Origin of the sequence: Streptomyces sp. R33 (assembly GCF_041200175.1) — a bacterium.
Classification (GTDB): Bacteria; Actinomycetota; Actinomycetes; order Streptomycetales; family Streptomycetaceae; genus Streptomyces; species Streptomyces katrae_B.
On record NZ_CP165727.1, the window covers coordinates 4,734,417 to 4,759,404 of the forward strand.

Below are 24,988 nucleotides of genomic sequence, written 5' to 3' on the forward strand. Positions count from 1 at the left end.
AAATGGATTCCGGCTGGCACAAGCATGCCCGGCACGAATGATGCAGGGGCCGGTTCGGCGGCGATCTTGAAACGGTTGCTTCCGGGCGCCCGGGCAAGAATGTGCCAGCCTCCTTTGTGCCAGCACTCAGCCCTGGGCAGGGCCTTGACCGGCGGGTTTCATGGTGGACGCCACCTCATCCGTGATTCGTCCCCCGATCGAGAAGGAGCCCCCATGGCCGGCGAGGACCCCTTGCACCGACGATTGCAGGACCTGCCCAGAAGCGCCTGGGTGATCTTCTCCGGAATGTTCCTCATCAAATTCGGCAATTTCCTGAACGTATTCCTGGTGCTGTTCCTGGTCGCCCAGGGATTCTCCGCATTCCAGGCCGGCGTGGCCCTCGGTGTGGTCGGGGTAGGCGCCTTCATCGGAAACGCCGTCGGCGGTGCGGTCGCCGACCGCTTCGGCCGGCGCACCGCCATCGCGGTGTCGATGTTCGGCAGCAGCGCCGCCACCGCCCTCGTCCCGCTGACCGACGGGCTGTTCGCGACCACCGCGCTGGTCGGGCTCGTCGGCGTCTTCGCGCAGCTGTACCGGCCCGCGGCCGGCGCGCTGCTCGTCGACGTGGTCCCCGAGAGGCAGAGGGTGACGGCCTTCGCCGTGCTGCGGCTCGCCATCAACGTGGGCATGGCGGTCGGCCCGCTCGTCGGCGGCCTGCTCAGCGGGGCCTCGTACACGTACGTCTTCCTGGGCGACGCCCTGTTCTCCTGCGCGTTCGGCGTGCTCGCGCTGTGCACGCTGCCCGGCGGGCGCCCGCCCGTGGAAACGCCCGCACCGCAGAGCGCGGGACGGGGCAAGGGGGGCTACCGCGAGGTGCTCTCCGACCGCCCGTACCTGCTCTTCCTCGGCTCGATGGTCGCCGCGACCTTCGTGTACGGGCAGTCCACCGCGACCCTCCCGCTGCACGTCACCGACGCCGGCTTCGACAACAAGGTGTACGGCCTGCTGCTCGGCCTCAACGCCCTGCTCTGCGTGGTCATCGAACTCCCGCTGACCAAGCACACCGAGCGCCGCAACCCGCGCCGCGTGATCGCCGCAGGGCTCGCCCTGCTGGGCATCGGCATGGCCCTCACGGGCGCGATGCACGCCGTCTGGCTGCTCGCGCTGACGGTGGTGGTGTGGACGGTCGCCGAGACGGTGTACACGCCGATCGCCAACGCCTACCCCGCCGAGTTCTCACCGGCCCACCTGCGCGGCCGCTACCAGGGCGCCGAGGGCATCGCCCACACCCTCGGCGGCGCCCTCGGCCCGGCCGTCGGCGGCCTCCTCTACAGCATCTCGCCGCCGCTGCACTGGACGGCCTGCGCCGCCGTGGCCGCCCTCGGCGCCCTCCTGGTCCTGGGCGCCAACCCCGGCAACCGGGGGGAGGTGACGGGCGCGCACGACACCGAGAAGACATCCGAACCGGCCCACACGGCCTGACCCTTCCAGCGCCGAATCAGCAGTCCCGTACCAGCCGAACCCACCCGAAAGGCACACCGGCATGACCATCAGCACCACCACCGACGTCCACCGGATCGACATCCCCTCCGCCACCGAGGACCCCGCCGCGTACGTCACCGCACTCCTCGACGTGGCCGGCGACCGCGACGCGTTCGACGTGCTCGCCAAGACCCCCGTCTGGGCGGCCCGGCTCTTCGCCGACCTGCCGACCGACCTCGCCGAGACCGTCCCCGAGCCGGGCGAGTGGCCCGCCGCCTTCATCGTCGGCCACCTCTTCGACGTCGACATCGTCTACGGCTTCCGCTGGCGCCTCGTGGCCACCGAGGACAACCCCGTCTACCCCGGCTACGACGAGCAGCTGTGGGCCCCGCTGCCCCGGCTCCCCTTCCGTCAGATGCTCGACGCCTGGACCGGCCTGCGCGCCTCCAACGTCGCCCTCCTCGCCTCACTCACGCCCGAGGACCGGCAGCGCACCGGCCGCCACGGCGAGCAGGGCGGCGAAACGATGGAGGTCATGATCCGCAAGGTCATCGGCCACGACATCGCCCACATCAACCAGATCTACCGGGCCATCCGCCTCGTCCGCCAGGCCGCCGGCCTCGACGTCGCCGAGCTCGACGCCACGTACGAATCCCTGGGCCTGCGCTGAGCCCTGCACCGCCCGCCGCATCCCTACGCTCCGGAGAGAGAGAACACCGCCGTGACCACCGTCGCCCAGACGCCCGCCCCCGACACCATCACCTCCGTCGGCCCCGACCTCCGCGACACCCTGCGCGAACAGCGCTACGCCCTCGTGTCGGCCGCCGACCTGACCCTGTCCCCCGAGCTCGCCGCCGCCTTCGACGGCCTCCAGGCCTCCTGGGGCCGGCTCACCCCCGACACCCACTTCGGTGGTGGCGACCGCGCCGTCCGCACCCGCCGCTACAGCGACTTCACCTACGTGCCCGCCACCGGCGAGCTCGCCCCGCTCGACCACGTCGCGTACTACCAGAGCGAGGCCATGAACGCCTTCGTGGGCGGGATCGAGCGCCACTTCGGCGATGTCGAGGAGGCCACGTACCGCAACCCGCTCTTCCAGGCCCTGGTCCGCTACGACTTCGACAACCTGCCGATCGAGGACGAGTACCGCGACCGCGCCTGGGTCTGCCAGATCCACCAGATCCGCATCGAGATCAACCCCGGCAAGTACAACGAGCTGGTCCCGGAGGGCATCCACTCGGACGGCTACCCGTGGGCAGGCCTGCACCTCATCTCCCGCGTCGACGTCGAGGGCGGCCACAGCACCGTCTTCACCTGGGACGAGGAGCCGCTCGCCAAGGGCACCTTCCTCACCCCGCTCGACTCGCTGATCTTCGAGGACCGCGCGATGAAGCACCACGTCACGGGTCTGAGCGCAGCCGAGGACAAGGGCGGCTACCGCGACGTCCTCGCCATCTCGTTCTCCCTGCCCGGCTCTCCGTACGAGACGCTGGTCTGATGAGCGCCGCAGCTCTGGCGCTCGAGGAGCCGCACGTACTGGTCGGGCCGTACGAGCCCCCGGCGCCCGTCGCCGCTCCCGCGGTGTCCGAGGCCATGACCACGGCCGACGTCCCGCAGGTGATCGAGCTGCTGCGGGCCGCGCCGCAGGCCGCGTACTGCGAATGGGAGGACGAGGGGCTGCTGTCCGGGCACCTCGCCCACTCCTCCGACCTGTGCCGGGTGATCCGCACCCCCTCGGGCCGGGTCGTCGCGGCGCTGCTCGCCGGCTCGTTCGGCGTACGGGGGAGCATCAGCCACGCGGTGGTCGACCCCGGCCACCGCAGGCTCGGGCTGGCCCGTGTGATGGCGGTCGACGTGCTGGCGGCCTTCCGGCGCCGCGGGGTCAACCGGATCTTCCTCGCCGTCCTCGACGGGAACGAGGCCGCGACCGCCCTCTGGACGGGCGTGGGCTTCCGCCCGGCCCTGGGAGAGAGGACCTTCGAGTGCGATCTGTAGCGCCCGACGCCCCGGCCCCGGCGGACCACGCCGCGGCCGGGGCCCCCGGGGCGGGGGCCGCCCGACCGGCGGACCGTGCCCCGGCCGGGACGGCCCCGGCCACCCGGCCGGCCCGCGCCGCCTGGGCGGCGGGCTTCGGGCAGGCCGTCCCCGTGATGCTCGGCTACGTGCCGGTGGCCTTCGCCTTCGGCGTGCTCGGCCACACCGCCGGGCTGCCGTGGTGGGCGATGGTCGCCATGTCGGCCTTCGTGTACGGCGGTTCCTCCCAGTTCGCGGCCCTCCAGCTGCTGGCCGTCGGCGCCGCCCCCTACGCCATCGTCCTGACCACCTTCGTCGTCAACCTGCGCCATCTGCTGCTGTCCGCCGCGATCGCCCCCCGGCTCGCCGGATGGCGCCGCCGCGAGCAGGCGCTCTTCGCGTACGAGCTCACCGACGAGGCCTTCGCGGTGCACTCCGCCCAGTACGCGGAACGCGCGCAGCGCCCCAAGGCTGAGGTCTTCACCTTCAACACCGCCGTGCACGCCTCCTGGGTGGCGGGCACGCTCGCGGGCGTGCTGGCCGGGGACCTGGTCACCGACGTCGAGGCGCTGGGCCTCGACTACGCCCTGCCCGCCATGTTCATGGCCCTGCTGGCGGCCGGGATCATCGCCGACCGGCGCGGGCTCGCCGTCGCCGTCGTCGCGGGCGGCGGGGCGGTGGGCCTGACCCTGCTCGGCCTGCAGTACTGGGCCGTCCTGGTGGCGGCGGCCGTCGCGGCCACCTTCGGCCTGGCCATCGCACCCCGCGAGGGTCACGGGGAGACCGAGGCCGGCGACACGGACGACCGCAGCACCCAAGACCGAAGCACCCAAGAGCGCAGCGCAGAAGACCGCGGCACGGAAGGAGCGCCGGGCCGATGAGCGACCTCACGCTCGCCCTGACCATCGCCGGCATGGCGGCCGTCACCTTCGGCCCCCGCCTGGTGCCCACCCTCTTCCTCGCGGCGGCCGCCCTGCCCCGGCCCGTCGTGGTCTGGCTGCGGCAGGTACCGCCCGCGGTGATCGCCGCCCTGCTCGCCCCGTCCCTGTTCGCCCCGGCCGGCACGCTCGACCTCGGCCCCGGCAACTACGCCCTCTGGCTGGCGGTGCCGACCCTGCTGCTCGCCTGGCGCACCCGGAACTTCTACCTGACGATCGCCTTCGGTATCGGATCCCTGGCCCTGCTCCGCCTGGTCACCGGCTGACGGAAGCCGTCTTCCACCGTTCTGCACGGCTCTGACCTGCGGATATGTAGGTCCCGGGGGTGGCCGGGAGGTTAATTGGCGTGAGCCCTCCCCGCGATGACGTAGAGTTGTGTTTACCGACGCGGGGTGGAGCAGCTCGGTAGCTCGCTGGGCTCATAACCCAGAGGTCGCAGGTTCAAATCCTGTCCCCGCTACTCAGTACGAAGGCCCGGTTCCCCTTGGGGAGCCGGGCCTTCGTCGTGTTCCCGGTCCGCCCTCACCCGATCGGCCCGGGCCGGGTCGCCGTACGGCCCCTGCTGCGGCCAGCCTTGAGGGGCGAGGCGGCAGCGGCCCGCACCCGTATGAGGGACCGGGCAGGAGAGCAGCGTGGTGGGCCTGGGACAGCAGGGCGGCAACGAGTACGCGGGCGGCACCGGCAACGGCACGGCCCGCAGGGTGGTCCGGGTGCTCCCGGCCGCGCTGATCGCCGTCGGACTGGCCTTCGACGTGATGACCCCGCCCAGTTACACGGGATCCCCCTTCTTCTCCGCGGCCCCGCTGATCGCCGCCCCGCTGTCCTCGCTCCGGGGCACCGTCCTCACCGGTGTGCTGGCCTCGCTCGCGGTGGTCCTGCTGCACATCCTCAACGGCACCACCTGGAAGGGCGAGGCGCTGACCGAGCTGGTGACCGTGGTGACCGTCTCCGGGCTCGCGGTCCTGATCAACCGGGTCGTACGGCGCAGCGGCGAGCGGCTCGCCTCGGCGCGCGGGATCGCCGAGGCCGCCCAGCGCGCGGTGCTGCCGAAGCCCGCCGAACGCATCGCGGGCCTGCACGTCTGTGCCCGGTACGAGGCCGCGCAGGCCGACGCCTTCATCGGCGGGGACCTGTACGCCGTCCAGGACACCCCGTACGGAGTGCGCCTGGCGGTGGGAGACGTACGCGGCAAGGGGCTGGGGGCGGTGGAGGCCGTGGCGGTGGTCCTCGGGGCCTTCCGCGAAGCGGCCGAGACGGAGCCCACGCTCGGGGGACTGGCGCAGCGGCTGGAGCGGGCCCTGGCCCGGGAGGGCACCCGGCGCGACAGCCTGGACGCGGTGGAGGGGTTCACGACCTGCGTGCTCGGGGAGATCCCGGCGGGCGCCCAAGTGCTGCGCCTGGTCAACCGGGGCCACCCCGAGCCGCTGCTGCTGTACGCGGACGGGCGCCTGGTGGTCCTCGCCCCGGCGGAGCCCGCGCTGCCGCTCGGCATGGGGGAGCTGGCAGGGGCGTGGCCGGACCGGGTCGAGGAGTGGGCCTTCCCGACCGGGGCCACCCTGCTGCTGTACACGGACGGGCTGACCGAGGCCCGGGACGCCGCGGGGGTCTTCTACGATCCGGCGGCCCGGCTGAACGGGCGGGTCTTCCCCGGGCCCGGCGAACTGCTCGGCGCGCTCAGCAGCGACGTGCGCCGGCACACGGGCGGCGGCGCGACGGACGACATGGCGCTCCTCGCGGTGGGCCGGCCGGAGGCGGGGCGGCCGGACCGGCGGCGTACCGTACCCGTGATGGCTCAGTGACGGTGGGTAATTGAAAAGGTGCGCTCCGCAAGGTTTATGACGGCACGTCAAGGTGCAGGTGTGGCCGAAGAGATGTGGATCTTGCTTAATTTTTGCCCGAATTGATCCCCTTAAGTGCTATTAGTGGTGGCCAAGGCTGCGCGTTGAGTGGCTGATTGCCGTTAACGATCAATCGCAACAGCTTGGAATCACTCCCCTCCGTCTATTACCGTTCGATAACGCAGCGCGGTCGTCCCAGCCGTCGCAAGAGGCGGCGCCGTGCGCGTGCGTGTCCCCCATGAGGAGTGTGGCCCGGTGGCCTCCAACTCGCCTGCCCCCGAAGGCATCGAGCTCCAGGAAGCGCCCACCGCGGGCGCCTGGGGCGAATGGAACCCCACCGAGGACTCCGCCCGCCCGCCCCGCGGCAAGCACCGGGTCGTCAAGCAGCGCGGCGGACTTGCCCGCAGCTCCACCGTGCTCGGTGTCGGCGTCATCGCGGCAGTCGGCGCGAGCGGCATCGCCACCGCACAGGACCGGCCCCAAGTCGCCATCTCCATGCCCTCGTTGCCCGACTTCGGGCTGGGCGGCGCCGGCGGGCAGCACGCGGAGGCCGAAGGCTCCGGGGCGGGCGCAGAAGCCGCCGCGAAGCCGACCGGCATCATCGCGCAGCAGACCGCGGGGCACACCGACGCCGGGGCGACCCTGGTGGGCCGCATCCTCCAGCAGGCCGAGTCCCAGGAGAGCGCCGCCGACTCCCAGGCCCGGGCACAGGCCGAACGCGCCGCGCAGGAGGCCGCCGCCGCGCAGGCCAAGGCGCAGCGGGAGGCCGCCCAGAAGGAGGCCGACGACGCCCGCGCGGCCGCCGAGAAGGAGGCCAAGGAGGCCGCCGAGGCCAAGGCCGAGCAGGAGCGGATCGCCAAGCTCGCCGGCAGCTACTCCCTCCCCACCTCCGCCTACACCCTCACCTCGCACTACGGCGACGCCGGTTCCATGTGGTCCTCCGGCCACCACACCGGCCTCGACTTCGCCGCCCCGACCGGCACCCCCGCCAAGGCCGTCGCCGGCGGGACGATCACCTCGGCCGGCTGGTCCGGGGCGTACGGCTACCGGATCGTCCTCGAGCTCGAAGACGGTACGGAGATCTGGTACTGCCACCTGTCCTCGATGTCGGTGACCTCCGGCTCCGTCGGCGCGGGCGAGACCATCGGCCGCGTCGGCGCCACCGGCAACGTCACCGGACCCCATCTCCACCTGGAAGTACGCAAGGGCGGCTCGACGATGGACCCGCTGGCGTGGCTGGAGTCCAAGGGTCTGAGCGTCTAGCAGGCGGTACGCAGACCCGCTCGGCCGGTACCGGCGCCGCTACCGGTACGGGGGCCGGCCGCGGCGGAAGGAGCTCCTCCAGGACCGCCGCCCGGGCCAGGGCGGGCCCCGCCGTCGCCTTGCGCAGCCACAGCCGGCGCAGCAACTCCCGCTCCCGGCAGGCGAAATCGGGCTCCCGCGCAGGTCCGCCCTGCCGGGCCCGGTGCCGCAGCAGGGCCAGCGCGGCCGCGTCCGCCTCGTACAGGGCGACCGCCCTGCCCGCGGCCCGGCCCCCGGTGCTCCGGGCCAGCGCACGGGCCAGCGACCGGGCCGGCATCGACACCAGGGCCGGCACCTCCGCCGGGCGCAGCCAGCCCGCGGCCGCGTACACCGCCAGCTCCCCGGCGACGGCATGCAGCCGGCGCCGCCTTATCCGTACGGCCAGCCACAGCAGCAGCCCGAACACCGGGACCATCACGCAGCCGTAGACCACGTAGAAGCCGTACTCCCCGAACCGCGAGGAGCTGTTCCACAGCGCGTGCAGGCCCATCGCGGTCAGCAGCCCGAGCAGCGGCAGCCCGGTCCGGCGCAGCCGGCCGGCGGCGAGCGCGGCCGCGCCGAAGCCGAGCCCGGTGAGCACCGTGAACAGCGGGTGCGCGAACGGCGAGACCACGATCCGCACGAAGAACGTCGCGGCCGTCACCGAGTCCAGCGGGGCGGCGCCGCTCTGCAGGTCCTCACCGAAGGCGTTGCCGAGATAGAGGACGTTCTCGGTGCAGGCGAAGCCGGTGGCGGTGAACCCGGCCACCACGAATCCGTCCGCGGGGCCGGTGAACTGCCGTCTTCGGAACGCGAACACCAGCAGCAGGGCCGCCGCCTTGGCGCTCTCCTCGACCACCGGGGCGACCGCCACCGAGCCGAGCCGGTCCGCGGCGGAGGCATCGGCCGTCGCAGCCGTTATCCACTCCGTGGCGAAGTTGTTGGCCAGTATCGCGATCAGGGCCGCGGTGCAGGCGCCCCAGCCGAAGCAGAACAGCAGCTGCGCCCAGGGGCAGGGCGCGGCGCGGCCGAGCCACCGGAAGGCCGCCATGAGCAGCGGCACCGGCAGCACGGCCAGCCCGAGGCCGACGAAGAACCCCGCGGTACCGGTCTGTTCCCGCACGAGTTCGAGGATCGCCAGCCCCGACAGCGACAGCACGGCGAGCACGCACGTACGGACACCAGGGAGCGCTCGGAACACACGATGACTCTAGCGAGCCGCTCTGACACGAGCAGTGACGACGGCGGTTCTCTACTCGTTCGGGGACGCCGGGCGGCGGCGGGCGAAGAGCAGGTCGTGCACGACGTGCCCCTTGTCGAGGCCCTGTCCCTCGAAGCGGGTGAGCGGCCGGAAGTCGGGCCGCGGCGCGTAGCCGCCGTCCGCCTGGGTGTTCTCGAACTCCGGGTGCGCGGTGAGCACTTCGAGCATCTGCTCGGCGTACGGCTCCCAGTCGGTCGCGCAGTGCAGTACGGCGCCCGGGGCCAGGCGGGTCGCGGCCAGGTCGAGGAACTCGGGCTGGATCAGCCGCCGCTTGTGGTGGCGGGCCTTGGGCCACGGGTCAGGGAAGTACACGCGCAGCCCGGCGAGGGAGTCGGGCGGCAGCATCTCGCGGAGCAGGATGATGGCGTCGCCGTTGGCGACGCGCACGTTGGTCATCCCGCCGCGCTCGGCGAGCGCCAGCAGGTTCCCCTGGCCCGGGGTGTGCACGTCGGCGGCGAGGATCCCGGTCGCGGGGTCGGCTGCGGCCATCTGCGCGGTGGCCTCACCCATCCCGAAGCCGATCTCGAGCACGACGGGAAGCCCGCCGAACAGCTTCTCGAGGTCGATGACGGAATTCCCGTCGATGTCGAGCCCCCAGACCCCCCACAGCCGCTTCAGGGCTTCGCCCTGCCCGGTGGTCACCCGGCTGCGCCGCGGCTGGAAGCTCCGGATCCGCCGCTCGTGGTGCGAGCCGGCCGGGTCGGGGGCGGGCCCGTCGGGGAAACGGGGCTCGGTCCGCCACTTCGGGGGCACGTAGGAGTTCGCCTCCGGCGTGGTTTCCGGGGCGCTGGGCTGGGGGGTGAGGGACTCAGACACAATCCCCAGATTCTACGACCCCGCCCCCACCACCGCCGCTGCCCGGACCCCGACCGGGGTCAGGACGCCCGGAGGGTGGTCAGGGCGCGGCGGGCGATCTCGCGGCCGATCGGGAGCGAAGCCGTCGCGGCCGGCGACGGGGCGTTCAGGACGTGCACCGTCCTCGGCGCGTCCCGGATCAGGAAGTCGTCCACCAGCGTCCCGTCCCGCAGGACGGCCTGCGCCCGCACCCCGGCCCCCGCCGGGGTCAGGTCCGCCGACGAAACCCCTGGCAGGAGCCGCCGTACCGCCTCGGTGAAGGCCTGCTTCGACAGCGACCGGTGGATCTCGCCCACCCCGTACCGCCAGTGCCGCCGGGCCATCCGCCAGGATCCCGGCCAGGCCAGCTCGTCCGCGACGTCCCGCGGCCGGACCACGCCCCACCCGTACCCTTCGCGCGCCAGCGCCGGCACCGCGTTCGGGCCGACATGGACCCCGCCGCCGATCCCCCGCGTCAGGTGCACGCCGAGGAAGGGGAACGCCGGATCCGGGACCGGGTAGACCAGCCCGCGGACCAGCGAGGGCCGCGCCAGGTCGTAGTACTCGCCACGGAACGGCACGATCCGCATGCCGGGATCGTCCCCGGCCAGCCGTGCGACCCGGTCGCACTGCAGGCCCGCGCAGTTCACCAGGACACGGGAGCGGACCACCAGCCCGGACGTGGTGCGGACCGCCACCCCCGACGCCCGCCGCGAGATCAGATCCACCGCCCCGCCGTACACGATCTGCGCCCCGGAGGACTCCGCCAGCTGCTGCGCCACCTGCCCGTAGTCCACGATCCCGGTGGTGCCGACATGGATCGCGGCCAGGCCGCGCACCTCCGGCTCGTACTCCGAGATCTGCGCCGGGCCCAGCTCGCGCACCGGGATGCCGTTCTCCCGGCCCCGCTGCACCAGCGCGTGCAGCCGCGGCAGCTCCTCCCGCCCGGTGGCGACGATCAGCTTCCCGGTGACCTCGTGGTCGATCCCGTGCTCGGCGCAGAACTTCACCATCTCGGCGGCCCCGCGCACCGCGAAGCGGGCCTTGAGCGATCCCGGCCGGTAGTAGATCCCGCTGTGGATCACCCCGCTGTTGCGGCCCGTCTGATGGCGGGCCGGGCCGGACTCCTTCTCCAGCACCACCACCCGCGTCCCCGGGGCCAGCTGCGCCAGGGCATGCGCCGTCGACAGGCCGACGATGCCACCGCCGATCACCAGCACATCGCAGTCGACCCTGCCCACGCTGCCCACGCCGCCGCCCAAGCTGCCACCTCCCACCCCTGCATACTGCACCCCACCACTGACAAAGCGGCTACGCGGGGGCCACCAACAGCGGCCGTGCCCGCTCCCGCAGCTCCGCCACGCGCGGTTCGTCCCCGTACGGCTCGAGCCGGTGCAGCAGGTCCCGTACGTACTCCGTCGTCCGCGCCGAGGAGATCCTGCCCGCGACCTCCACCGCCCGGGTCCCGGCCGCGCACGCCGCATCCAGGTTGCCCGACTCCAGCTCGGCGACCGCGCTCACCACCAGCCGCAGCCCGTGCGAGCGCACGTACTCCTCCGTCGGCCGCGACAGCGCCTGCTCCGTGAAGCGCCGCACCTGACGCGGCAGTTTCAGGTCCCGGTAGCATTCCGCCGCATCCGCCGCGAAACGGTCGTACGAGTAGAAACCCAGCCACGTCGGATCCGGGTCGCCCTCCCGCGCCCGCTCCAGCCAGCCCTCCGCCGCCCGCAGCGCCGCCCCGGCGGCCGCCGAATCGCCCGCCTTCGCGTGCGCCCGCGCCTCGACGAGCCGGAAGAAGCTCATGGTGCGGGCCGTGGCCAGCCCCCGGTTGCGCTCCACGGCCGCCTGCGCGAGGTCCACGCCCTCGTCCGGGAAGTCCCGGTACGTCGCCTGCAACGACATCGAGGCCAGCACGTACCCGCCCAGCGGAACGTCGGCTGCCGCGCGGGCCAGGCGCAGCGCCTGGATGTAGTAGCGCTGGGCCGCCTCCTGCTGGCCGGTGTCGAAGGCCATCCACCCGGCCAGCCGGGTCAGCTCGGCGGTCGCGCCGAACAGCGCGCGGCCCACGTCGTCGCTGTACGAGCCGAGCAGCAGGGGTGCCGCGTCGACGCGCAGGCACTCGGGCACCATCGACGAACGCCAGTCCCCGCCGCCGTACTTGGAGTCCCAGCGGCGTGCGTCCTCGGCCGCCTCGCGCAGCTTGGTCACATCGCTGTGGCCCACGCGCTGCGGCGCCGGGTCCGACAGCCCCACGACGGCGGCGGGCACCGCTGCGGGCGGGGCGTGCGGCGTTTCACCCGAAGACTGCGCGGGCAGACCCGTTGACGAAGACGACGACACCGGCGACGAAGACATCGGCGAGGCCGTCGGTCCCTGCGCCGGTGCGGGGGCCGGGGCGGCGGGCGCCGTGTGCGCCACCGGCTCGCGCGACGCCACGGTCTCGCGGGGCGGGGCGGGCTCGCGCGCCACCGAACCGTCCGCCGGAGATATCAGCCAGCGCGAGGCGGGCGTCGCATACGCGGACACGGAGAACGAGCCGGCCAGCGACTGCCAGATCCCGCCACCGCCCCGGCGCCCGGCGAGGTCGAGCCGGTAGAGGTCGGTGGCCGAGCGCACCGCCTCGCCCACGTCCCGCGGGAAGGCCAGGCCGACCTCGGGCGCGGGGTCCGCATCCGCCAGCCCGATCTCGTGCAGCGGCACCGGCCGCCCCAGCTTCGCGCCGATCGCGGCGGCGATCAGATGCGGGGCCGCGCCCTGCGGCACCATCCCCTTCGACACCCACCGGGCCACCGACGTCTTGTCGTAGCGAAGCGTCAGGCCGCGCTGTGCGCCGAGGTCGTTGACCCGCCGGGCCAGACCGGCGTTGCTGATGCCGGCGAGGGCGAGGACGGCGCCGAGCTTCTCGTTGGGCTCGCGGAGCTCCCTGGACATGCGCCACCCCTCGTCACACGCGGAACGCACACAACGCATACGCCGCCGAGGCATAGTTGCCCGGCATTTCGTAAACCCAGCGTAGTTCCCCGCCTCCCAAGCGTTAAGGCCCCGACTTCCGTATGGCGGGATTGTTGTCCGCCTGCACAGTCGGGCCGGGGCCAGCGCCGCGGGCGCACGCGCTCTCCCGTGCTCCGTGCGTGTGGCCGTGCGCCCGCCCGTGCGCTCTGGCCGGTCACCGGGACCGGCGATTCGATGTGCCGTGCGTGGGTCGGCCCGCTGCGTGGATCCGGCGGGCCGGGGGATGCCGCTACCTCAATCCCCGCGGGTGGCGGAACGGTCCGGGGGGCGAATCCCGTCTCCCGGACCGCGCCCGCGCGCCGCTGCGGTCGGGCGCCCCCGCGCGTGCGACGGCACTCAGTACGGCCGAAGAATGGCCGAAACCGACCTATGGGGCGGTGGGAACGGAACGCCAAATACCGCGTGGCCGGGGCGTGTTCGTTTGCACGTGCGCCCTCCTCGGCCACTCCTGCACGCCTGTCTCGTGGCAGCATGGACCCCGAGCCACCCGGGGTCCCGTCGGCCGCGCCCTTTGCGCTGACCATGTCGTTCACGCCCCGGTCAATTGCCCACAGGCTGGGGAGGCGGCGGTGCGCTGGTTGGTCGGGTGGAGCAGTATCGCCGCGAGCTTCGGCACGGCCGGCCGGGTCTCCGGCCAGGGCGGACACGGCTCCGGCGGACCTGCGGGCGGCGGCCCCGACGGACCCCTCAGCGGCGGCATCGCGGACGCAGACCATCCGGACGACCCGGCCGCCCAGGACGCCGAACGCACCGTCGTGCCCGTGGGCGCCCAACTCCTCTGGGGAGACCCCGACCCCCTCTGGGCCGTCGGCGACTGGCGCCCCGACGAGATCCGCACCCTCGCCGCCGACCCCGCCGACCCCTTCACCCGCCTCGCCGTCCTCGGCTGCTGCGGCGCCACCGACGCCGAGCTGCGGCGCGCGCTCCTCGCCGCCCGCGGCGGAGCCCTGCGCCACCTCACCCAGTGGTCCGGCAGCTACACCGCCGTCGTCCAGACCGGCCGCCGGATCACCGTCGTCGGCGACCTCGCGGGTGCGCGGCCCGTGTTCTACACGCCCTGGGCCGGCGGCACCGCGTACGCCACCGCCGCGCTGCCCCTCGCCGACCTCATCGAGGCACAGCTCGACATCGGCCATCTCGCCGCCCTGCTGGCCTGCCCCGACAGCCCGGAGGCACTGGGCGACGGCACACCGTACGTCGGCGTACGGCGCATCCCGCCCGGGCACGCGCTGATCCTGCGCGAGGGCTCGCGCGAGATCACCGGATACGAGCCGGTGGCCTCCCTCGCGGTGGCCGCGCCCGCGGCCGATCCCGAGCGCGCGGTGGAGGGCGTACGGGAAGCATTGGTGGACGCGGTGCGCGCCCGGCTCACGGCACCACGGCATGCCCCCGACACGCCGCCCCACGACCCCGGCCCGGTGCCCGGAATGGGACCCGCCGACCGGCGCGCCGCCCGGGGCGCACCCGCGCCCGTCCCCGGCGTCGGCGCCGACCTCTCCGGAGGCAGCGCCTCCGCGACCCTCGCCCTGCTCGCGGCAGGCCTGCCCGGGGCGCCCGGCACGGTGATGAAGCAGTCCGGCGAACGCCTCCTCGCCGTCACCTTCAACGACCTGGCCACCCCCCAGGGCCGCGAGCCCGAACTCGAACGCGCCCGCGCCATCGCCGCCAACCCCCGGCTGCACCACGTGGTCGTGGCCGCCGCCGAGGAAGCCCTCCCGTACGCGGAACTCGACGGCCCCCTCACCGACGAACCCGGCCCCTCCCTCGTCACCGCCGCCCGCGAGCGGCGCCGGCTGGCGGCCGGCTCGGCCGACCACTTCGTCGGACACGGCGCCCGCCAGGTCTTCGACGCCCACCCGGCCCGGCTCGCCGACCTCCTGATGGACCGTCGCCGCCGCCACCTGCTGCGCCCGGTCGCCGCCCTGGCCCGCTCGGCGCCGGGCGACTCCGCCCTGTCCCTCCTGGTCCCGTTCTCCGTCTACTCCGCGGCCCGCCGGCTCGCCCGTACGCCGTACCGGGCGGGCATGGAGGCGGCGGCGGCCCGGCTGCGCGACGGCGCCCTCGAGGGGGGCGCCTCGAACCCGGTGGACGCCTCGCTGGCCGCCCTGACCTGGTCCCGCCCGGGCCCGGCGGCGGGCTGGCTGACCGGCGAAGCCCTGGCGGAAGTATCGATCCGCCTCGCGACCGCCGCCGGCCGCCCGCCCCTCTCCCTGCGCCCCGGCGAGGCCCGGGCCCGCGCGGCGCTGACCCGCCACGCGGCGGACCACCGGGTCTTCGAACAGGCCGTGGAGGTCCGCAGCCAGCGCCTGCACGCCCCGTTCCTGGACAACCAGGTCGTACGGGCCGCCCGCGCGCTCCCCGAATCCCTGCGCGTCCAGCCCGGCGCCCGGGCGGCGATCCTGCGCAGCGTCCTCTCGTCGGCGGGCGTACGCGAACTCCCGCCGGGCTGGGGCGCCACGGCCCACACCCCGAACGAAACGGCGACCCGCGTAGGCCTGCGCGCGGCCCTCACCTCCCTCCTGGCCCTGTTCGCGTCCCCCCTCCTCGCGGACGCCGGCCTGATCGAGGCCCGGGTGGTCCAACAGGCTCTGCTGGACGCGGCGGAGGGCCGCCCCGTCCCCCTCGACGGCCTCGCGGAGCTCGTCTCGATGGAACTGTGGCTGGGCCGCCTCCTGGCCCGCCGGGGCACGTGCTGGACGGGCACCTCCAGCCCCCGCCGCCGAGCAGTCCCGCAGGGCGTCCCCATCCCCCGCCCGGCGCTCTCGTAAGTCCGCCTGAGCCTCACCCCCCGGCCGAAGAGACGGGATCGGCGGACGCGGGAGCGAGAAGATCCGCCCCGGGGGCACGGGCAAGGCAGGCCCGGCGGCCCGCCCTTCCCGCCTTCCGCCCGCCGGTTCCGGGCCTGGCTGCCGTCGTTGACACCGGTTACTACGGGTCCGATGCGTTGACGTCCGGTGGGTGGGCTGGGAGTTGTCGTGGGTGTCGGTCACCGCGGGCGGGTGACGTACCAGCGGGAGCGAGAAGATCCGCCCCGGGGGCACGGGCAAGGCAGGCCCGGCGGCCCGCCCTTCCCGCCTTCCGCCCGTCGGTACCGGGCCTGGCCGCCGTCATTGACACCGGTTACTACGGGTCCGATGCGCTGACGTCCGGTGGGTGGGCTGGGAGTTGTCGTGGGTGTCGGTCACCGCGGGCGGGTGACGTACCAGCGGGAGCGAGAAGATCCGCCCCGGGGGCACGGGCAAGGCAGGCCCGGCGGCCCGCCCTTCCCGCCTTCCGCCCGTCGGTACCGGGCCTGGCTGCCGTCGTTGACACCGGTTACGACGGGTCCGATGCGCTGACGTCCGGTGGGCGGGCAGCGGGCCGTCGTCGGCGTGGTGGTTGGTGCAGTGGCTGTCCGCGACGGTCACTGCGGGCAGGCGGGACAGGGCAAGGGCGAGGGCGTCTTGACCGGTGGAGAGGACGGCCCGCAGGCCGCATCCGGCAGCGTGACCGGCAGGCAGGGGCGGCTGCGGGCCCTCCCTGCGGGGCACCCCGCGTCGCGCAACCGGCCCCGGCCCGCCGACGCCACCGCCCAGCCCCGCAGCGGCTCCCGCGGGCAACGGCGGCCGCCGGCCTGCTCGCGGGGCAACCCGCCCCGCGCAACCGGCCCCGGCCCGCCGACGCCCCCACCGTCGACCGCGCCGAAACTCCCCGGCACCTGCGGCAACCGCAGGGCAGAATGGGCCCGGTGCGGTATCTCATCCTCGGCGTCACCGAAGCCCGTGACGAGACCGGCGCCCCCCTCCCCATCGGCGGCGCCCGCCTGCGCGCACTCCTCACCGCCCTCGCACTCCGCGCCGCGGCCGGCGCGCGGAGCGGCACCGCCTCCGTCGCCGACCTCGTCGACGAGGTCTGGGGCGACGAACCGCCCCAGGACGCCCCCGCCGCCCTGCAGGCCCTCGTCGGCCGGCTCCGCCGGGCCCTCGGCGGCCGGCACACCGTCCACGCCCACCCCGCCGGCGGCTACGGCCTCGCCGTCGCCGACCGCGACGACATCGACCTGCACCGGTTCACCCGGCTCGCCCGCCAAGGCGCCCAGGAGCTGGCCGCCGACCCCGCCACCGCCGCCGGAACCCTCCGCACCGCCCTCGACCTCTGGCGCGGCCCCGCCCTCGCCGACCTTCCCGAGCCCGCCCGCACCGCCCACGCCGCCGCCCCCGAAGCGCACCGGACCGCCGCTCTCCGCGCCCGGATCGACGCCGAGCTCCGCAGCGGCGCCACCGACCCGGCGTCCCTCCTCCCGGAGATCGAGGCGCTGATCCAGGAGCACCCGTACGACGAGCCCCTGCGCGCCCAGCAGCTCCGCGCGCTGCGCGCGGCCGGCCGCCCCGCCGCCGCCCTCGCCGCGTACGAACGCACCCGCCGCACCCTCGCCGACACCCTCGGCACCGACCCGGGCCCCGAACTGACCGCCCTGCACGCGGAACTACTCCAGCCCCCGCCCCCGGCACCACACACCCCCGCGCCCCCGGCACCTGCGCCCGCAGCCGCCCCCGCACCCCTGGCGCCGCCCGCCCCCGAGCCCCAGGCGCATGCAGCACCCCCCGCGCCCGCGGCGTCTCCCGCGCATCCGGTATCTCCCGCGCCCGCAAGCACCCCTGCGTCCCTGGCGCCCCCGGTACCCCCCGCGCCCGCAGTCGCGCCCGGGCTCTCGGAGCCCCCGGCAGCTCCCGGGCTCCCGGCGTACCCCGCATCCTCCGTGCATCCCGCACCCGCGGCGGCAACCGCGCATTCGGCACCCCCCGTCCCCGCCCCCGCAGCACCACCTGCGGCCCCGGCGCACCCGGCAGCTCCCGGGCCCGCAGCAGCGCCCGCGCCCCCGGCGCACCCGGTATCCCCTGCGCCCGCAGCCACCCCCACGGCTCCCGCAGCACCCGTGTCCCCGGCACCCCCTGCGGCACCCGCACCCCCGGCGGCACCCGCACCCCCTGCGGCACCCGCACCCCCGGCGGCACCCGCACCCCCGGCGGCACCCGCACCCCCGGCGGCACCCGCACCCCCTGCGGCACCCGCGGAGCCGACCGGCAACCTCCGCCCCCGGCTCACCTCCTTCGTCGGCCGCGAGCCCGAACTGGCCGCCCTGCACACCGACCTGGCCCGCCTCCGTCTCGTCACCCTCACCGGCCCCGGCGGTTCCGGGAAGACCCGGCTCGCCGAGCACGCCGCCTCCGCCCACCCCGAGCCCGGCTGGCTCGTCGAACTGGCCCGCCTCGACCACCCCGCCGCCGTCCCCGGCGCGGTCCTCAGCGCCCTCGGCCTGCGCGAGAACACGCTCGTGGCCCGTGAGAAGACCGCCGCCGACGACCCCGCCGCCCAACTCGTCGAGCACTGCGCGAACCGCCGCCTGCTCCTCGTCTTCGACAACTGCGAGCACGTCATCGGCGCCGCCGCCGAACTCGCCGAGCGCCTCCTCACCCACTGCCCCGGCGTCCGGATCCTGGCCACCAGCCGCGAACCCCTCGGCGTGCCCGGCGAAACGGTCCGCCCCGTCGACCCCCTGCCGCCCGACCCCGCACACCGTCTCTTCGCCGACCGCGCCGCCGCCGTCCGCCCCGGCTTCACCCCCGCCGAGGACCCGGCCGCCGTCGCCGAGATCTGCGCCCGCCTCGACGGGCTGCCGCTCGCCATCGAGCTGGCCGCCGCCCGGCTTCGGCTGCTCACCCCGCGCCAGATCGCCGACCGCCTCGACGACCGCTTCCGGCTCCTGACCAGCGGCGCCCGTACCGTCCTGCCCCGCCAGCAGACCCTGCGCGCCGTCGTCGACTGGTCCTGGGACCTGCTGGACGACGAAGAGCGCACCGTCCTGCGCCGCCTTTCCGTGTTCGCCGGCGGCTGCGACCTCCCCGCCGCGGAAGCCGTCTGCGCGGACGACACCCCGTACGGCACCCCGGACGCCGCCCTGGACGTCGCCGACGTCCTCGGCTCCCTCGTCGACAAGTCCCTCGTCATCGCCACCCCCGGCCAGGGCGTCGGCGGCAGCGGCATGCGCTACCACCTGCTCGAGACCATCCACGAGTACGCCACCGAACGCGCAGCCGCACACGCACCCGACCGCCGCGCCGCCGCCCACCGCCACGCCGCGCACTTCCTGGACCTCGCCGAGGAGGCCGAACCCCTCCTGCGCTCCGCCGCCCAGCTCCCCTGGATCCGCCGCATCGAGACCGAGCTCGACAACCTCCGCGCCGCGCTCCTGCACACCATCGAAACGGACGCCGCCGAGACCGGCCTGCGCCTCGTCCTCGCCCTCGGCTGGTTCTGGTGGCTGCGCAACTACCGTACCGAGGGCGCGGAATGGGCGGCCCGGGCCCTGGAGTCCCACCCCGTCGAGCCGCCCGAGGGCACCCCCGAGTACTGGCGCTTCATGCGCACGCAGATGCTGCGCGTCCTCCTCCTCGCCGAAGGCCACGCGCCCGAGGAGTTCCGCACCCCGCAGAACATCGCCCTCGCCGACCGCATCCGGCAGGTCTTCCGCGGCTCCGGCCCCGAAACCGCCCGCTTCCCCGGCATGCTCTGGCCGATGACCACGTTCCTCACCGGTGACACCCGAGACGTCCGCGACGGGCTCGCCGAGACGGTCGACAACTGCCGCCGCCACGCCGGCGACTGGGAACTGGGCATCACCCTCATGCTCCGCACCCACGTGACCATCGACCTCACGGGCGGCCTGCCGTCCGTCGACGCCGACCTCGCCGAACTGCACGAGATCGCCGACCGCGTCGGCGACCGCTGGACCCGTGCCCAGGTGGCGAGCGCTGCCGGCGAGGTCGCGCTCTCCCGCGGCCGGTACGACTGGGCCCGCGCCGAGTACGAGGAGTGCCTGCGCCTCGCCCGCGAGGTCGGCGCCCACACCGAGGTGCCCTTCGCCATCGCCCGGATCGCCGAGTCGGCCTTCTGCTCAGGCGACTTCGACGGCGCCGAGCAGCTGCTGGCCGAGGTCGCCCGCGAAGTCGAGCCCTACGGCGGCGTGTACGACGTACGGGCCTACGGCGGCATGCTCGCGGCGCTGCTCGCCCTCGTCCGCGGGGACCTCGGGCGGGCCCGGGCCGAGTGCGAGCTGGCTCGCGCCGCGTCCGAAATGATCGCAGCGCCCCCGCAGCTCACCGCCGGGCTCGACAACATCGACGCAGTCCTCACCGCCCGCGCGCATGGCCCGGAGGCCGGCCTCGCGAAGCTCGGGCCGACCCTGGCCGCCGCCGTCGCCGCACACTGCGCAGAGCGCGTGCTCGCCTCGCTCTGCGACACCGCGGCCGTACTGCTGGCCGCCGCCGGGCGCAGTGCCGAGGCCGTACGGGTGCTCGCGGCGGCCACCGCCTGGCGCGCGGGCCACCCGCGCTCCGTCCCGGAACAGGCCGCCGTCGGCGGACTCCCGGACGGCACCCGCGCCGTCCTGGGCCCCGACCGCTACGAGCAGGAGGCGGCGGCGGGCGCCGAGCTCTCCCCGGCCGAGGTCGTCACCCTCCTCACCGGCAGCTGATCACGGCGTCGGCCCAGCTCGCCAGGGTCGGCAGGCTGCCCTGCCCGGCCTGCTCGACCACCAGCCGCAGCGTCTTGCGCCCGGCCAGGGGGACGTCCACGGCGGCGGCCGGATCCCCGTACCCGAGCGTGCCCGACCGCCACAGCCGCTGCCCGTCGGCGTACACGGAGAACCGCACCGTGCCGTCGGTGAACAGCGACAGGTCGTCCACCCCGGCCCGCGCAGAGAACGCCGTGCACTGCCGGTTGAGGGTGATCTCCACCGAGGAACGGGAGTTCACGGTGATCCCCTGCGCGAACCGCCTGTCCCCGATCCGCAGCCCCCACCGCTGCCACACCCAGCTGCTGCGCCAGGTCTGCAGCTCGGGGCCGCTGTGGTCGCCGAACGCGGCGTGTTCGAGCCCCGCCAGCCGGAACCCCTGCGGCGGCTTCGGCTCGGTCGGCGACGGGGACGGCCTCGCCGGGCTCCGGCTCGGTACGGGGCTCGGCGTCGCCGAGGGCTTCGGCGAGGGCTTCGGGGAGGGCGCCCGGGACACCGGCGGGGCCGGGGTCTTCGGCTTCGGCACGGGCGGAGTCGGCGACGCCGGAGCCACACTCGGCGCGGAGGGTACAGAGCCCTGCGCGGCCGGCGGCTCCGGGGCCGAGGAGGGGCGCGGAGCCGGGACCAGCGGCACCGCGGGCGCCGCCACACTCGGCGCGGGCGGCGCCGCGGCTCCCGGCTCGGGATCGTCACCGGCCAGCGCGAACACCACCCCGGCAGCCGCGGCGACCGCGATCCCGGCGGCGATGGCGGCCTTGGCCGGCAGCCCGAGCCCCTCGGACACCACCGCACCCCCGACCCCGGACCCGGCACCCCCGGCGCCGCCCCCGGCCCCGGCAGACCCGGCCGCCGCCCCCGAGGTCCCGCCGGCTGCCCCGGCTCCCGCGGCCCCGGCACCCGCCCCGGCGGTCGAACCGCCCGAGGCCGCGGCGGCAGCGCCCGCGCCCCCGGCGGCAACGGCCCCGCCGGCCACGACCCCGGCCGCCTTCGCCGCGTACCCGGCGGCGAACCACCCGATGACCGCGACGGGCAGCAGCGCGGGAATGCCCGCGTTGACGTCCTTGAGCTCCCCGGCGGCCAGCCGGCACTTCGCGCACTCCTCCAAGTGCCCGCGCAGCCCCCGCTCCGCCCGCATCCGCAGCCCGCCGCGGGCATACGCGCCCAGCCGGTCCGCGTAACGCGCGCAGTCCCCGCCCGCACTGAGCGCCGAGCTCACATGCGCCTGCAGATAGGCCTGCTTGAGCCCCTCCCGGGCCCGGCTGGCCAGCACCGCCGTCGCGTTCGCGCTCAGCCCGAACAGCGGTGCGATCGCACTCGGCGAGGCGTCCTCGACGGTGGTGTGCCACAGCACGGCCTGCCACCGCTCGGGCAGGCTCCGGAAGGCCTGCATGGCCAGCGACTGCTCCGCCTCGCGCATCGCCCGGACTTCCGCGCCCAGTTCGAGGGTGTCGTCCCCGGACAGACCGGACAGCCCGCCGCCGACCTCGGCACCCGCGGCCGCCTGCTCCGCGAACACCGCGAAGTCCTCGACGAGATGCTCCCGCCGGGACGTCTTCGCCCAGGCCGCCGCGACTCGCCGTACGGTGGTCAGCAGATACGCGCGCACCGACTGGTCCGGCCCGGCCCCGCCCCGTACCGCCTGCAGCGTCCGGGCGAACACCTCGGCGGTCAGGTCCTCGGCCGTGTGCCCGTCGCGGCAGCAGGTCCGCGCGTAGCGCCGTACCGAATCGGCGTGCCGGAGGAACAGCTCCTCGTACGCACCGTCGTCGCCCCCGCGCATCCGGGCGACCAACTCGCCGTCGGACGTCGGCAGCTCGGCTCCGGTGTGCCTCGACGCCGCATGCCTCCCGCGCGGTTCGCGCTGCGCCGGGACCTGGCCTACGGCCGGGTCCTCCGCCTCGACGTCGCCGCCGGCACCGCCGAACCCGCCGGCACCACCGAGCGGCTCTTCCCGACCGTCAACGCCCATCGCGGAAGCCCCCGCCCGACACACTCACCCGGTACACCGTTCAAGCGTGTCACACGGGGGGCGCGCGCCGAACCCGTCTCCACGCCATCCACCCGTCCGGGCAGCACCCGGTGAATCCCCGTACCCGGCCCTCACTCTTTCGAGTGAGCGGCCGTTCGGGGGAGCGTTCGACGAACGGGTCGGCGGGTGGAGCGGGCAGCCGCATGCACCCCTTGCAAGGGCCTCGGCAAGGGCCTCCGCGCGGACTTCTTCCCGTACGGCTCAGACCGTCCGGGAACGCAGCCCTTCGAGCAGGATGTCGAGCAGCCGGGACGAAGCCGCCGCCTGCTGCGCCGCGTCGGGCAGGGCCGGGGCGGCCGTCGCTATCACCAGCAGCACATCGGCCACCGTGACGTCGCCGCGCAGCTCACCGGCCTCCCGGGCGCGGTCGACCAGCCGGCCGACCACCTCGAGCAGCGCACCCGCGCCCGCGTCCTCCGAGGGCTCGTCCTCGACGGAAGTCCGCGCACCCACGACCCGCAGCTCGGGGGCCCCGGTACCGGTCACGCCGGCCTGTCGCTGGTGCGGCACCCGCGCCTGCTCCGCGTCCTCGACGCCGTCCTCGCTCGCCGACCCGACCCGCAGCACCTGCGGCGGCAGCAGCCGCCCGGCGCCCGAGGCCACGGAAGTGCGCAGGAAGCGCGACAGCGCCTGCCACGGCTCCTCCTCCTGGCCCAGCGCGGTCCTGGCCTGCTCGGTCAGCCGGGCGGTCTCTTCCTCGGCTATCCGGCGGACCAGGACGTCCTTGCTCGGGAACCGCCGGTACACGGTGCCGACGCCGACGCGTGCGCGCCGCGCCACGTCCTCCATCGGAGCCCCGTAGCCCAGCTCGCCGAACACCTCGCGCGCCGCGCGCAGCACGTGCTCGAGGTTGCGCTGGGCGTCGACGCGCAGCGGCGTGGAGCGACCCACGCCGTGCGTGGTGCCGCCCGTCATCAGGCGACCGTTGCTCTCACCCGAGAGTGCGGTCGCAGAACCATGGAAATCGGAAATGTTCATATGTATCCCCCGGTAATCATTTGTCTCCCCCCGGAGACACTCCCCGCCTTCGTGTCGAGGTGGGCCACGGTCATGTGGGCCCCGGTCTTACTCCTCGACGAGATACGAACATAGTTGAGCCAGAGTCAATTCAGAAGAGGCAGCCCCGGACGGACCACCGCCCGATCGGAGCATTCACTACCACTTTTCCGATCCAAGCCGCCGGAATCACCCCCTCCGCACCCCCTGACCTGCGGAACTCCACCCCTTCTCCGACCGTCCGACAGCCCCGTACCGGCGTCCCCTCCGGTCACACAATGTGTCAGGCCTGTGGACAAACTCCCGGCCACGTTGCGTCATGGGATGGTGAAGGCTGCTAACTCCCGGGGCACGGCCCCCGGTACCCCGCCCCGCACGCGCATCCTCGTCGTCGGCGGGGGCTACGTCGGCATGTACACGGCGCTCCGGCTCCAGCGAAAGCTCAGAGCCGGCGAAGCCGAGGTCACGGTGGTCAGTCCCGAGCCCTACATGACGTACCAGCCCTTCCTCCCCGAGGCGGCTGCCGGCTCGATCTCCCCACGCCACGTCGTCGTCCCGCTCCGCCGTGTCCTGGGCAAGTGCCGCATCGTCATCGGCGAGGTCCAGCGCATCGACCACGCCAAGCGGACCGCGACCGTCAGCACCCTCGCCACCGCCGACGAGGGCACCGGCGCCCAGGAGCTCGAGTACGACGAAATCGTAGTCGCCCCCGGATCCATCTCCCGCGCCCTTCCCATCCCCGGACTCGCCGACTACGCCATCGGCTTCAAGACAGTGGAAGAGGCCATCGGCCTGCGCAACCACGTCATCGAACAGATGGACATCGCCTCCTCCACCCGCGACCCCGCCCTCCGCGACGCCGCCCTCACCTTCGTCTTCGTCGGCGGCGGCTACGCGGGCGTCGAGGCCCTCGGCGAACTCGAGGACATGGCCCGCTACGCGGCCCGCTACTACCACAACGTCAAACCCGAGGACATGAAGTGGGTGCTGGTCGAGGCCAGCGACCACATCCTCCCCGAGGTCGGCCCCGAACTGGGCGTCTACACGATCCGCGAACTGCGCCGCCGGAACATCGACGTCCGCCTCGAGACCCGGCTCGAATCCTGCGAGAACCGCGTCGCCGTCCTCAGTGACGGCGCCCGCTTCCCCACCCGCACCGTCGTGTGGACCGCCGGCGTCAAACCGCACCCGGTCCTCGCCGCCTCCGACCTCCCCCGCAACGAACGCGGCCGCCTCGCCTGCACCGCCTTCCTCACCGTCGACGGCGTCGAACACGCCTGGGCCGCCGGCGACGCCGCCGCCGTCCCCGACATCACCGCGGAAGACGAGGGCCGCGAATGCGCCCCCAACGCGCAGCACGCCGTCCGCCAGGCCAAGGTCCTCGCCGACAACCTGCTGGCCTCCCTGCGCGGCGAACTCCTGACGGAATACGCCCACAAGTACGCGGGCTCCGTGGCCTCCCTCGGCCTGCACAAGGGCGTCGCCCACATCTACGGCCGCAAGCTCAAGGCCTACCCCGCCTGGCTGATGCACCGCACCTACCACCTCAGCCGGATCCCCACGTTCAACCGCAAAATGCGCGTGCTTGCCGAATGGACCCTCTCGGGGCTCTTCAAGCGTGAGATCGTCTCCCTCGGCTCCCTCGAACACCCCAGGGCAGAATTCGAACTCGCCGCCGGACTCGGCCACAGACACCCCCTGCCCCCGCCCGCCCCCAACCCCCCGAAGGACAGCCAGGGCTGACGTTGTCAGTGCGGTCGGCCACACTGGACG

The 24,988-nt window shown here is 74.5% G+C and carries 17 protein-coding genes and 1 tRNA gene; 12 read left to right on the forward strand and 6 right to left on the reverse strand.

The window, feature by feature from the left end; all coding sequences use genetic code 11:
* Positions 1-213: 213 nt before the first annotated feature.
* From AB5J51_RS21725 to AB5J51_RS21765, 9 genes are all read left to right on the forward strand, one after another.
* Positions 214-1,461: an MDR family MFS transporter gene (locus AB5J51_RS21725; protein WP_369778411.1), complete on the forward strand. Its 1,248-nt coding sequence runs from the start codon at positions 214-216 to the stop codon at positions 1,459-1,461.
* A 61-nt stretch (positions 1,462-1,522) separates the two neighbouring features.
* On the forward strand, positions 1,523-2,131 hold the full coding sequence (locus tag AB5J51_RS21730; RefSeq protein ID WP_369778412.1) for a DinB family protein: 609 nt from the start codon (positions 1,523-1,525) through the stop codon (positions 2,129-2,131).
* 51 nt (positions 2,132-2,182) lie between these two features.
* On the forward strand, positions 2,183-2,959 hold the full coding sequence (locus tag AB5J51_RS21735) for a 2OG-Fe dioxygenase family protein (protein ID WP_053788264.1): 777 nt from the start codon (positions 2,183-2,185) through the stop codon (positions 2,957-2,959).
* Positions 2,959-3,456, forward strand: a complete 498-nt coding sequence (locus AB5J51_RS21740) for a GNAT family N-acetyltransferase (protein WP_053788263.1) — start codon at positions 2,959-2,961, stop codon at positions 3,454-3,456. The genes AB5J51_RS21735 and AB5J51_RS21740 overlap by 1 nt, the downstream gene beginning before the upstream one ends.
* Entirely contained in the window at positions 3,444-4,355 is a 912-nt protein-coding gene (locus AB5J51_RS21745; RefSeq protein WP_369778414.1) for an AzlC family ABC transporter permease, read from the forward strand. The genes AB5J51_RS21740 and AB5J51_RS21745 overlap by 13 nt, the downstream gene beginning before the upstream one ends.
* A complete protein-coding gene (locus AB5J51_RS21750; RefSeq protein WP_053788261.1) occupies positions 4,352-4,678 on the forward strand; it encodes an AzlD domain-containing protein in 327 nt (108 codons plus the stop codon). Before AB5J51_RS21745 ends, AB5J51_RS21750 begins: the two co-directional genes overlap by 4 nt.
* 120 nt (positions 4,679-4,798) lie before the next feature.
* A tRNA-Met gene (locus AB5J51_RS21755) sits at positions 4,799-4,872 on the forward strand.
* A gap of 181 nt (positions 4,873-5,053) precedes the next feature.
* Positions 5,054-6,211 carry a PP2C family protein-serine/threonine phosphatase gene (locus AB5J51_RS21760; protein ID WP_369780289.1) on the forward strand — a complete coding sequence of 386 codons (1,158 nt, stop codon included), beginning with the start codon at positions 5,054-5,056 and terminating at the stop codon, positions 6,209-6,211.
* A gap of 294 nt (positions 6,212-6,505) precedes the next feature.
* Positions 6,506-7,513 carry a M23 family metallopeptidase gene (locus AB5J51_RS21765; protein WP_136227202.1) on the forward strand — a complete coding sequence of 336 codons (1,008 nt, stop codon included), beginning with the start codon at positions 6,506-6,508 and terminating at the stop codon, positions 7,511-7,513.
* Here the strand turns inward: AB5J51_RS21765 and AB5J51_RS21770 are convergent.
* The 4 genes from AB5J51_RS21770 to AB5J51_RS21785 all read right to left on the reverse strand — a co-directional run bounded on the left by AB5J51_RS21770 (position 7,422) and on the right by AB5J51_RS21785 (position 12,557).
* Positions 7,422-8,732 (reverse strand): PrsW family intramembrane metalloprotease, encoded by a 1,311-nt coding sequence (locus tag AB5J51_RS21770; RefSeq protein WP_053788259.1) that lies wholly within the window; start codon positions 8,730-8,732, stop codon positions 7,422-7,424. The two genes, AB5J51_RS21765 and AB5J51_RS21770, sit on opposite strands and share 92 nt — an antisense overlap.
* Positions 8,733-8,783: 51 nt before the next feature.
* Positions 8,784-9,545 carry a tRNA (guanosine(46)-N7)-methyltransferase TrmB gene (gene trmB, locus AB5J51_RS21775; protein ID WP_234382432.1) on the reverse strand — a complete coding sequence of 254 codons (762 nt, stop codon included), beginning with the start codon at positions 9,543-9,545 and terminating at the stop codon, positions 8,784-8,786.
* Positions 9,546-9,667: 122 nt separating this feature from the next.
* The gene (gene lhgO, locus AB5J51_RS21780; protein WP_053788257.1) at positions 9,668-10,888 is read right to left on the reverse strand and encodes an L-2-hydroxyglutarate oxidase; all 1,221 of its coding nucleotides are present in this window, start codon (positions 10,886-10,888) and stop codon (positions 9,668-9,670) included.
* Positions 10,889-10,937: 49 nt separating this feature from the next.
* Positions 10,938-12,557 carry a sporulation protein gene (locus tag AB5J51_RS21785; protein WP_133897593.1) on the reverse strand — a complete coding sequence of 540 codons (1,620 nt, stop codon included), beginning with the start codon at positions 12,555-12,557 and terminating at the stop codon, positions 10,938-10,940.
* A gap of 650 nt (positions 12,558-13,207) precedes the next feature.
* Here AB5J51_RS21785 and AB5J51_RS21790 point away from each other — a divergent pair.
* Together AB5J51_RS21790 and AB5J51_RS21795 are read left to right on the forward strand one after the other, a co-directional pair.
* Positions 13,208-15,406 (forward strand): asparagine synthase-related protein, encoded by a 2,199-nt coding sequence (locus tag AB5J51_RS21790; protein WP_369778416.1) that lies wholly within the window; start codon positions 13,208-13,210, stop codon positions 15,404-15,406.
* A 959-nt stretch (positions 15,407-16,365) separates the two neighbouring features.
* Complete coding sequence (locus tag AB5J51_RS21795) at positions 16,366-20,151, forward strand: BTAD domain-containing putative transcriptional regulator (protein WP_369778418.1); 3,786 nt, start codon at positions 16,366-16,368, stop codon at positions 20,149-20,151.
* Here AB5J51_RS21795 and AB5J51_RS21800 read toward each other — a convergent pair.
* Complete coding sequence (locus tag AB5J51_RS21800; protein WP_369778420.1) at positions 20,138-22,159, reverse strand: sigma-70 family RNA polymerase sigma factor; 2,022 nt, start codon at positions 22,157-22,159, stop codon at positions 20,138-20,140. The genes AB5J51_RS21795 and AB5J51_RS21800 overlap by 14 nt on opposite strands.
* A 261-nt stretch (positions 22,160-22,420) precedes the next feature.
* Positions 22,421-23,197 carry a TetR/AcrR family transcriptional regulator gene (locus AB5J51_RS21805; protein WP_030292309.1) on the reverse strand — a complete coding sequence of 259 codons (777 nt, stop codon included), beginning with the start codon at positions 23,195-23,197 and terminating at the stop codon, positions 22,421-22,423.
* A 342-nt stretch (positions 23,198-23,539) separates the two neighbouring features.
* On the opposite strand from AB5J51_RS21805, the gene AB5J51_RS21810 reads away from it, so the two are divergent.
* Positions 23,540-24,958: an NAD(P)/FAD-dependent oxidoreductase gene (locus AB5J51_RS21810; protein WP_133897597.1), complete on the forward strand. Its 1,419-nt coding sequence runs from the start codon at positions 23,540-23,542 to the stop codon at positions 24,956-24,958.
* The last annotated feature ends 30 nt before the right edge of the window (positions 24,959-24,988 follow it).

Excerpts from the sequence above, each read along its gene's own strand:
- AB5J51_RS21805 (WP_030292309.1), bottom strand. The coding sequence starts at position 23,197 with ATGAACATTTCCGATTTCCATGGTTCTGCGACCGCACTCTCGGGTGAG.
- AB5J51_RS21800 (WP_369778420.1), bottom strand. The coding sequence starts at position 22,159 with ATGGGCGTTGACGGTCGGGAAGAGCCGCTCGGTGGTGCCGGCGGGTTC.
- AB5J51_RS21725 (WP_369778411.1), top strand. The coding sequence starts at position 214 with ATGGCCGGCGAGGACCCCTTGCACCGACGATTGCAGGACCTGCCCAGA.
- AB5J51_RS21730 (WP_369778412.1), top strand. The coding sequence starts at position 1,523 with ATGACCATCAGCACCACCACCGACGTCCACCGGATCGACATCCCCTCC.
- AB5J51_RS21750 (WP_053788261.1), top strand. The coding sequence starts at position 4,352 with ATGAGCGACCTCACGCTCGCCCTGACCATCGCCGGCATGGCGGCCGTC.
- AB5J51_RS21810 (WP_133897597.1), top strand. The coding sequence starts at position 23,540 with ATGGTGAAGGCTGCTAACTCCCGGGGCACGGCCCCCGGTACCCCGCCC.
- AB5J51_RS21785 (WP_133897593.1), bottom strand. The coding sequence starts at position 12,557 with ATGTCCAGGGAGCTCCGCGAGCCCAACGAGAAGCTCGGCGCCGTCCTC.
- AB5J51_RS21740 (WP_053788263.1), top strand. The coding sequence starts at position 2,959 with ATGAGCGCCGCAGCTCTGGCGCTCGAGGAGCCGCACGTACTGGTCGGG.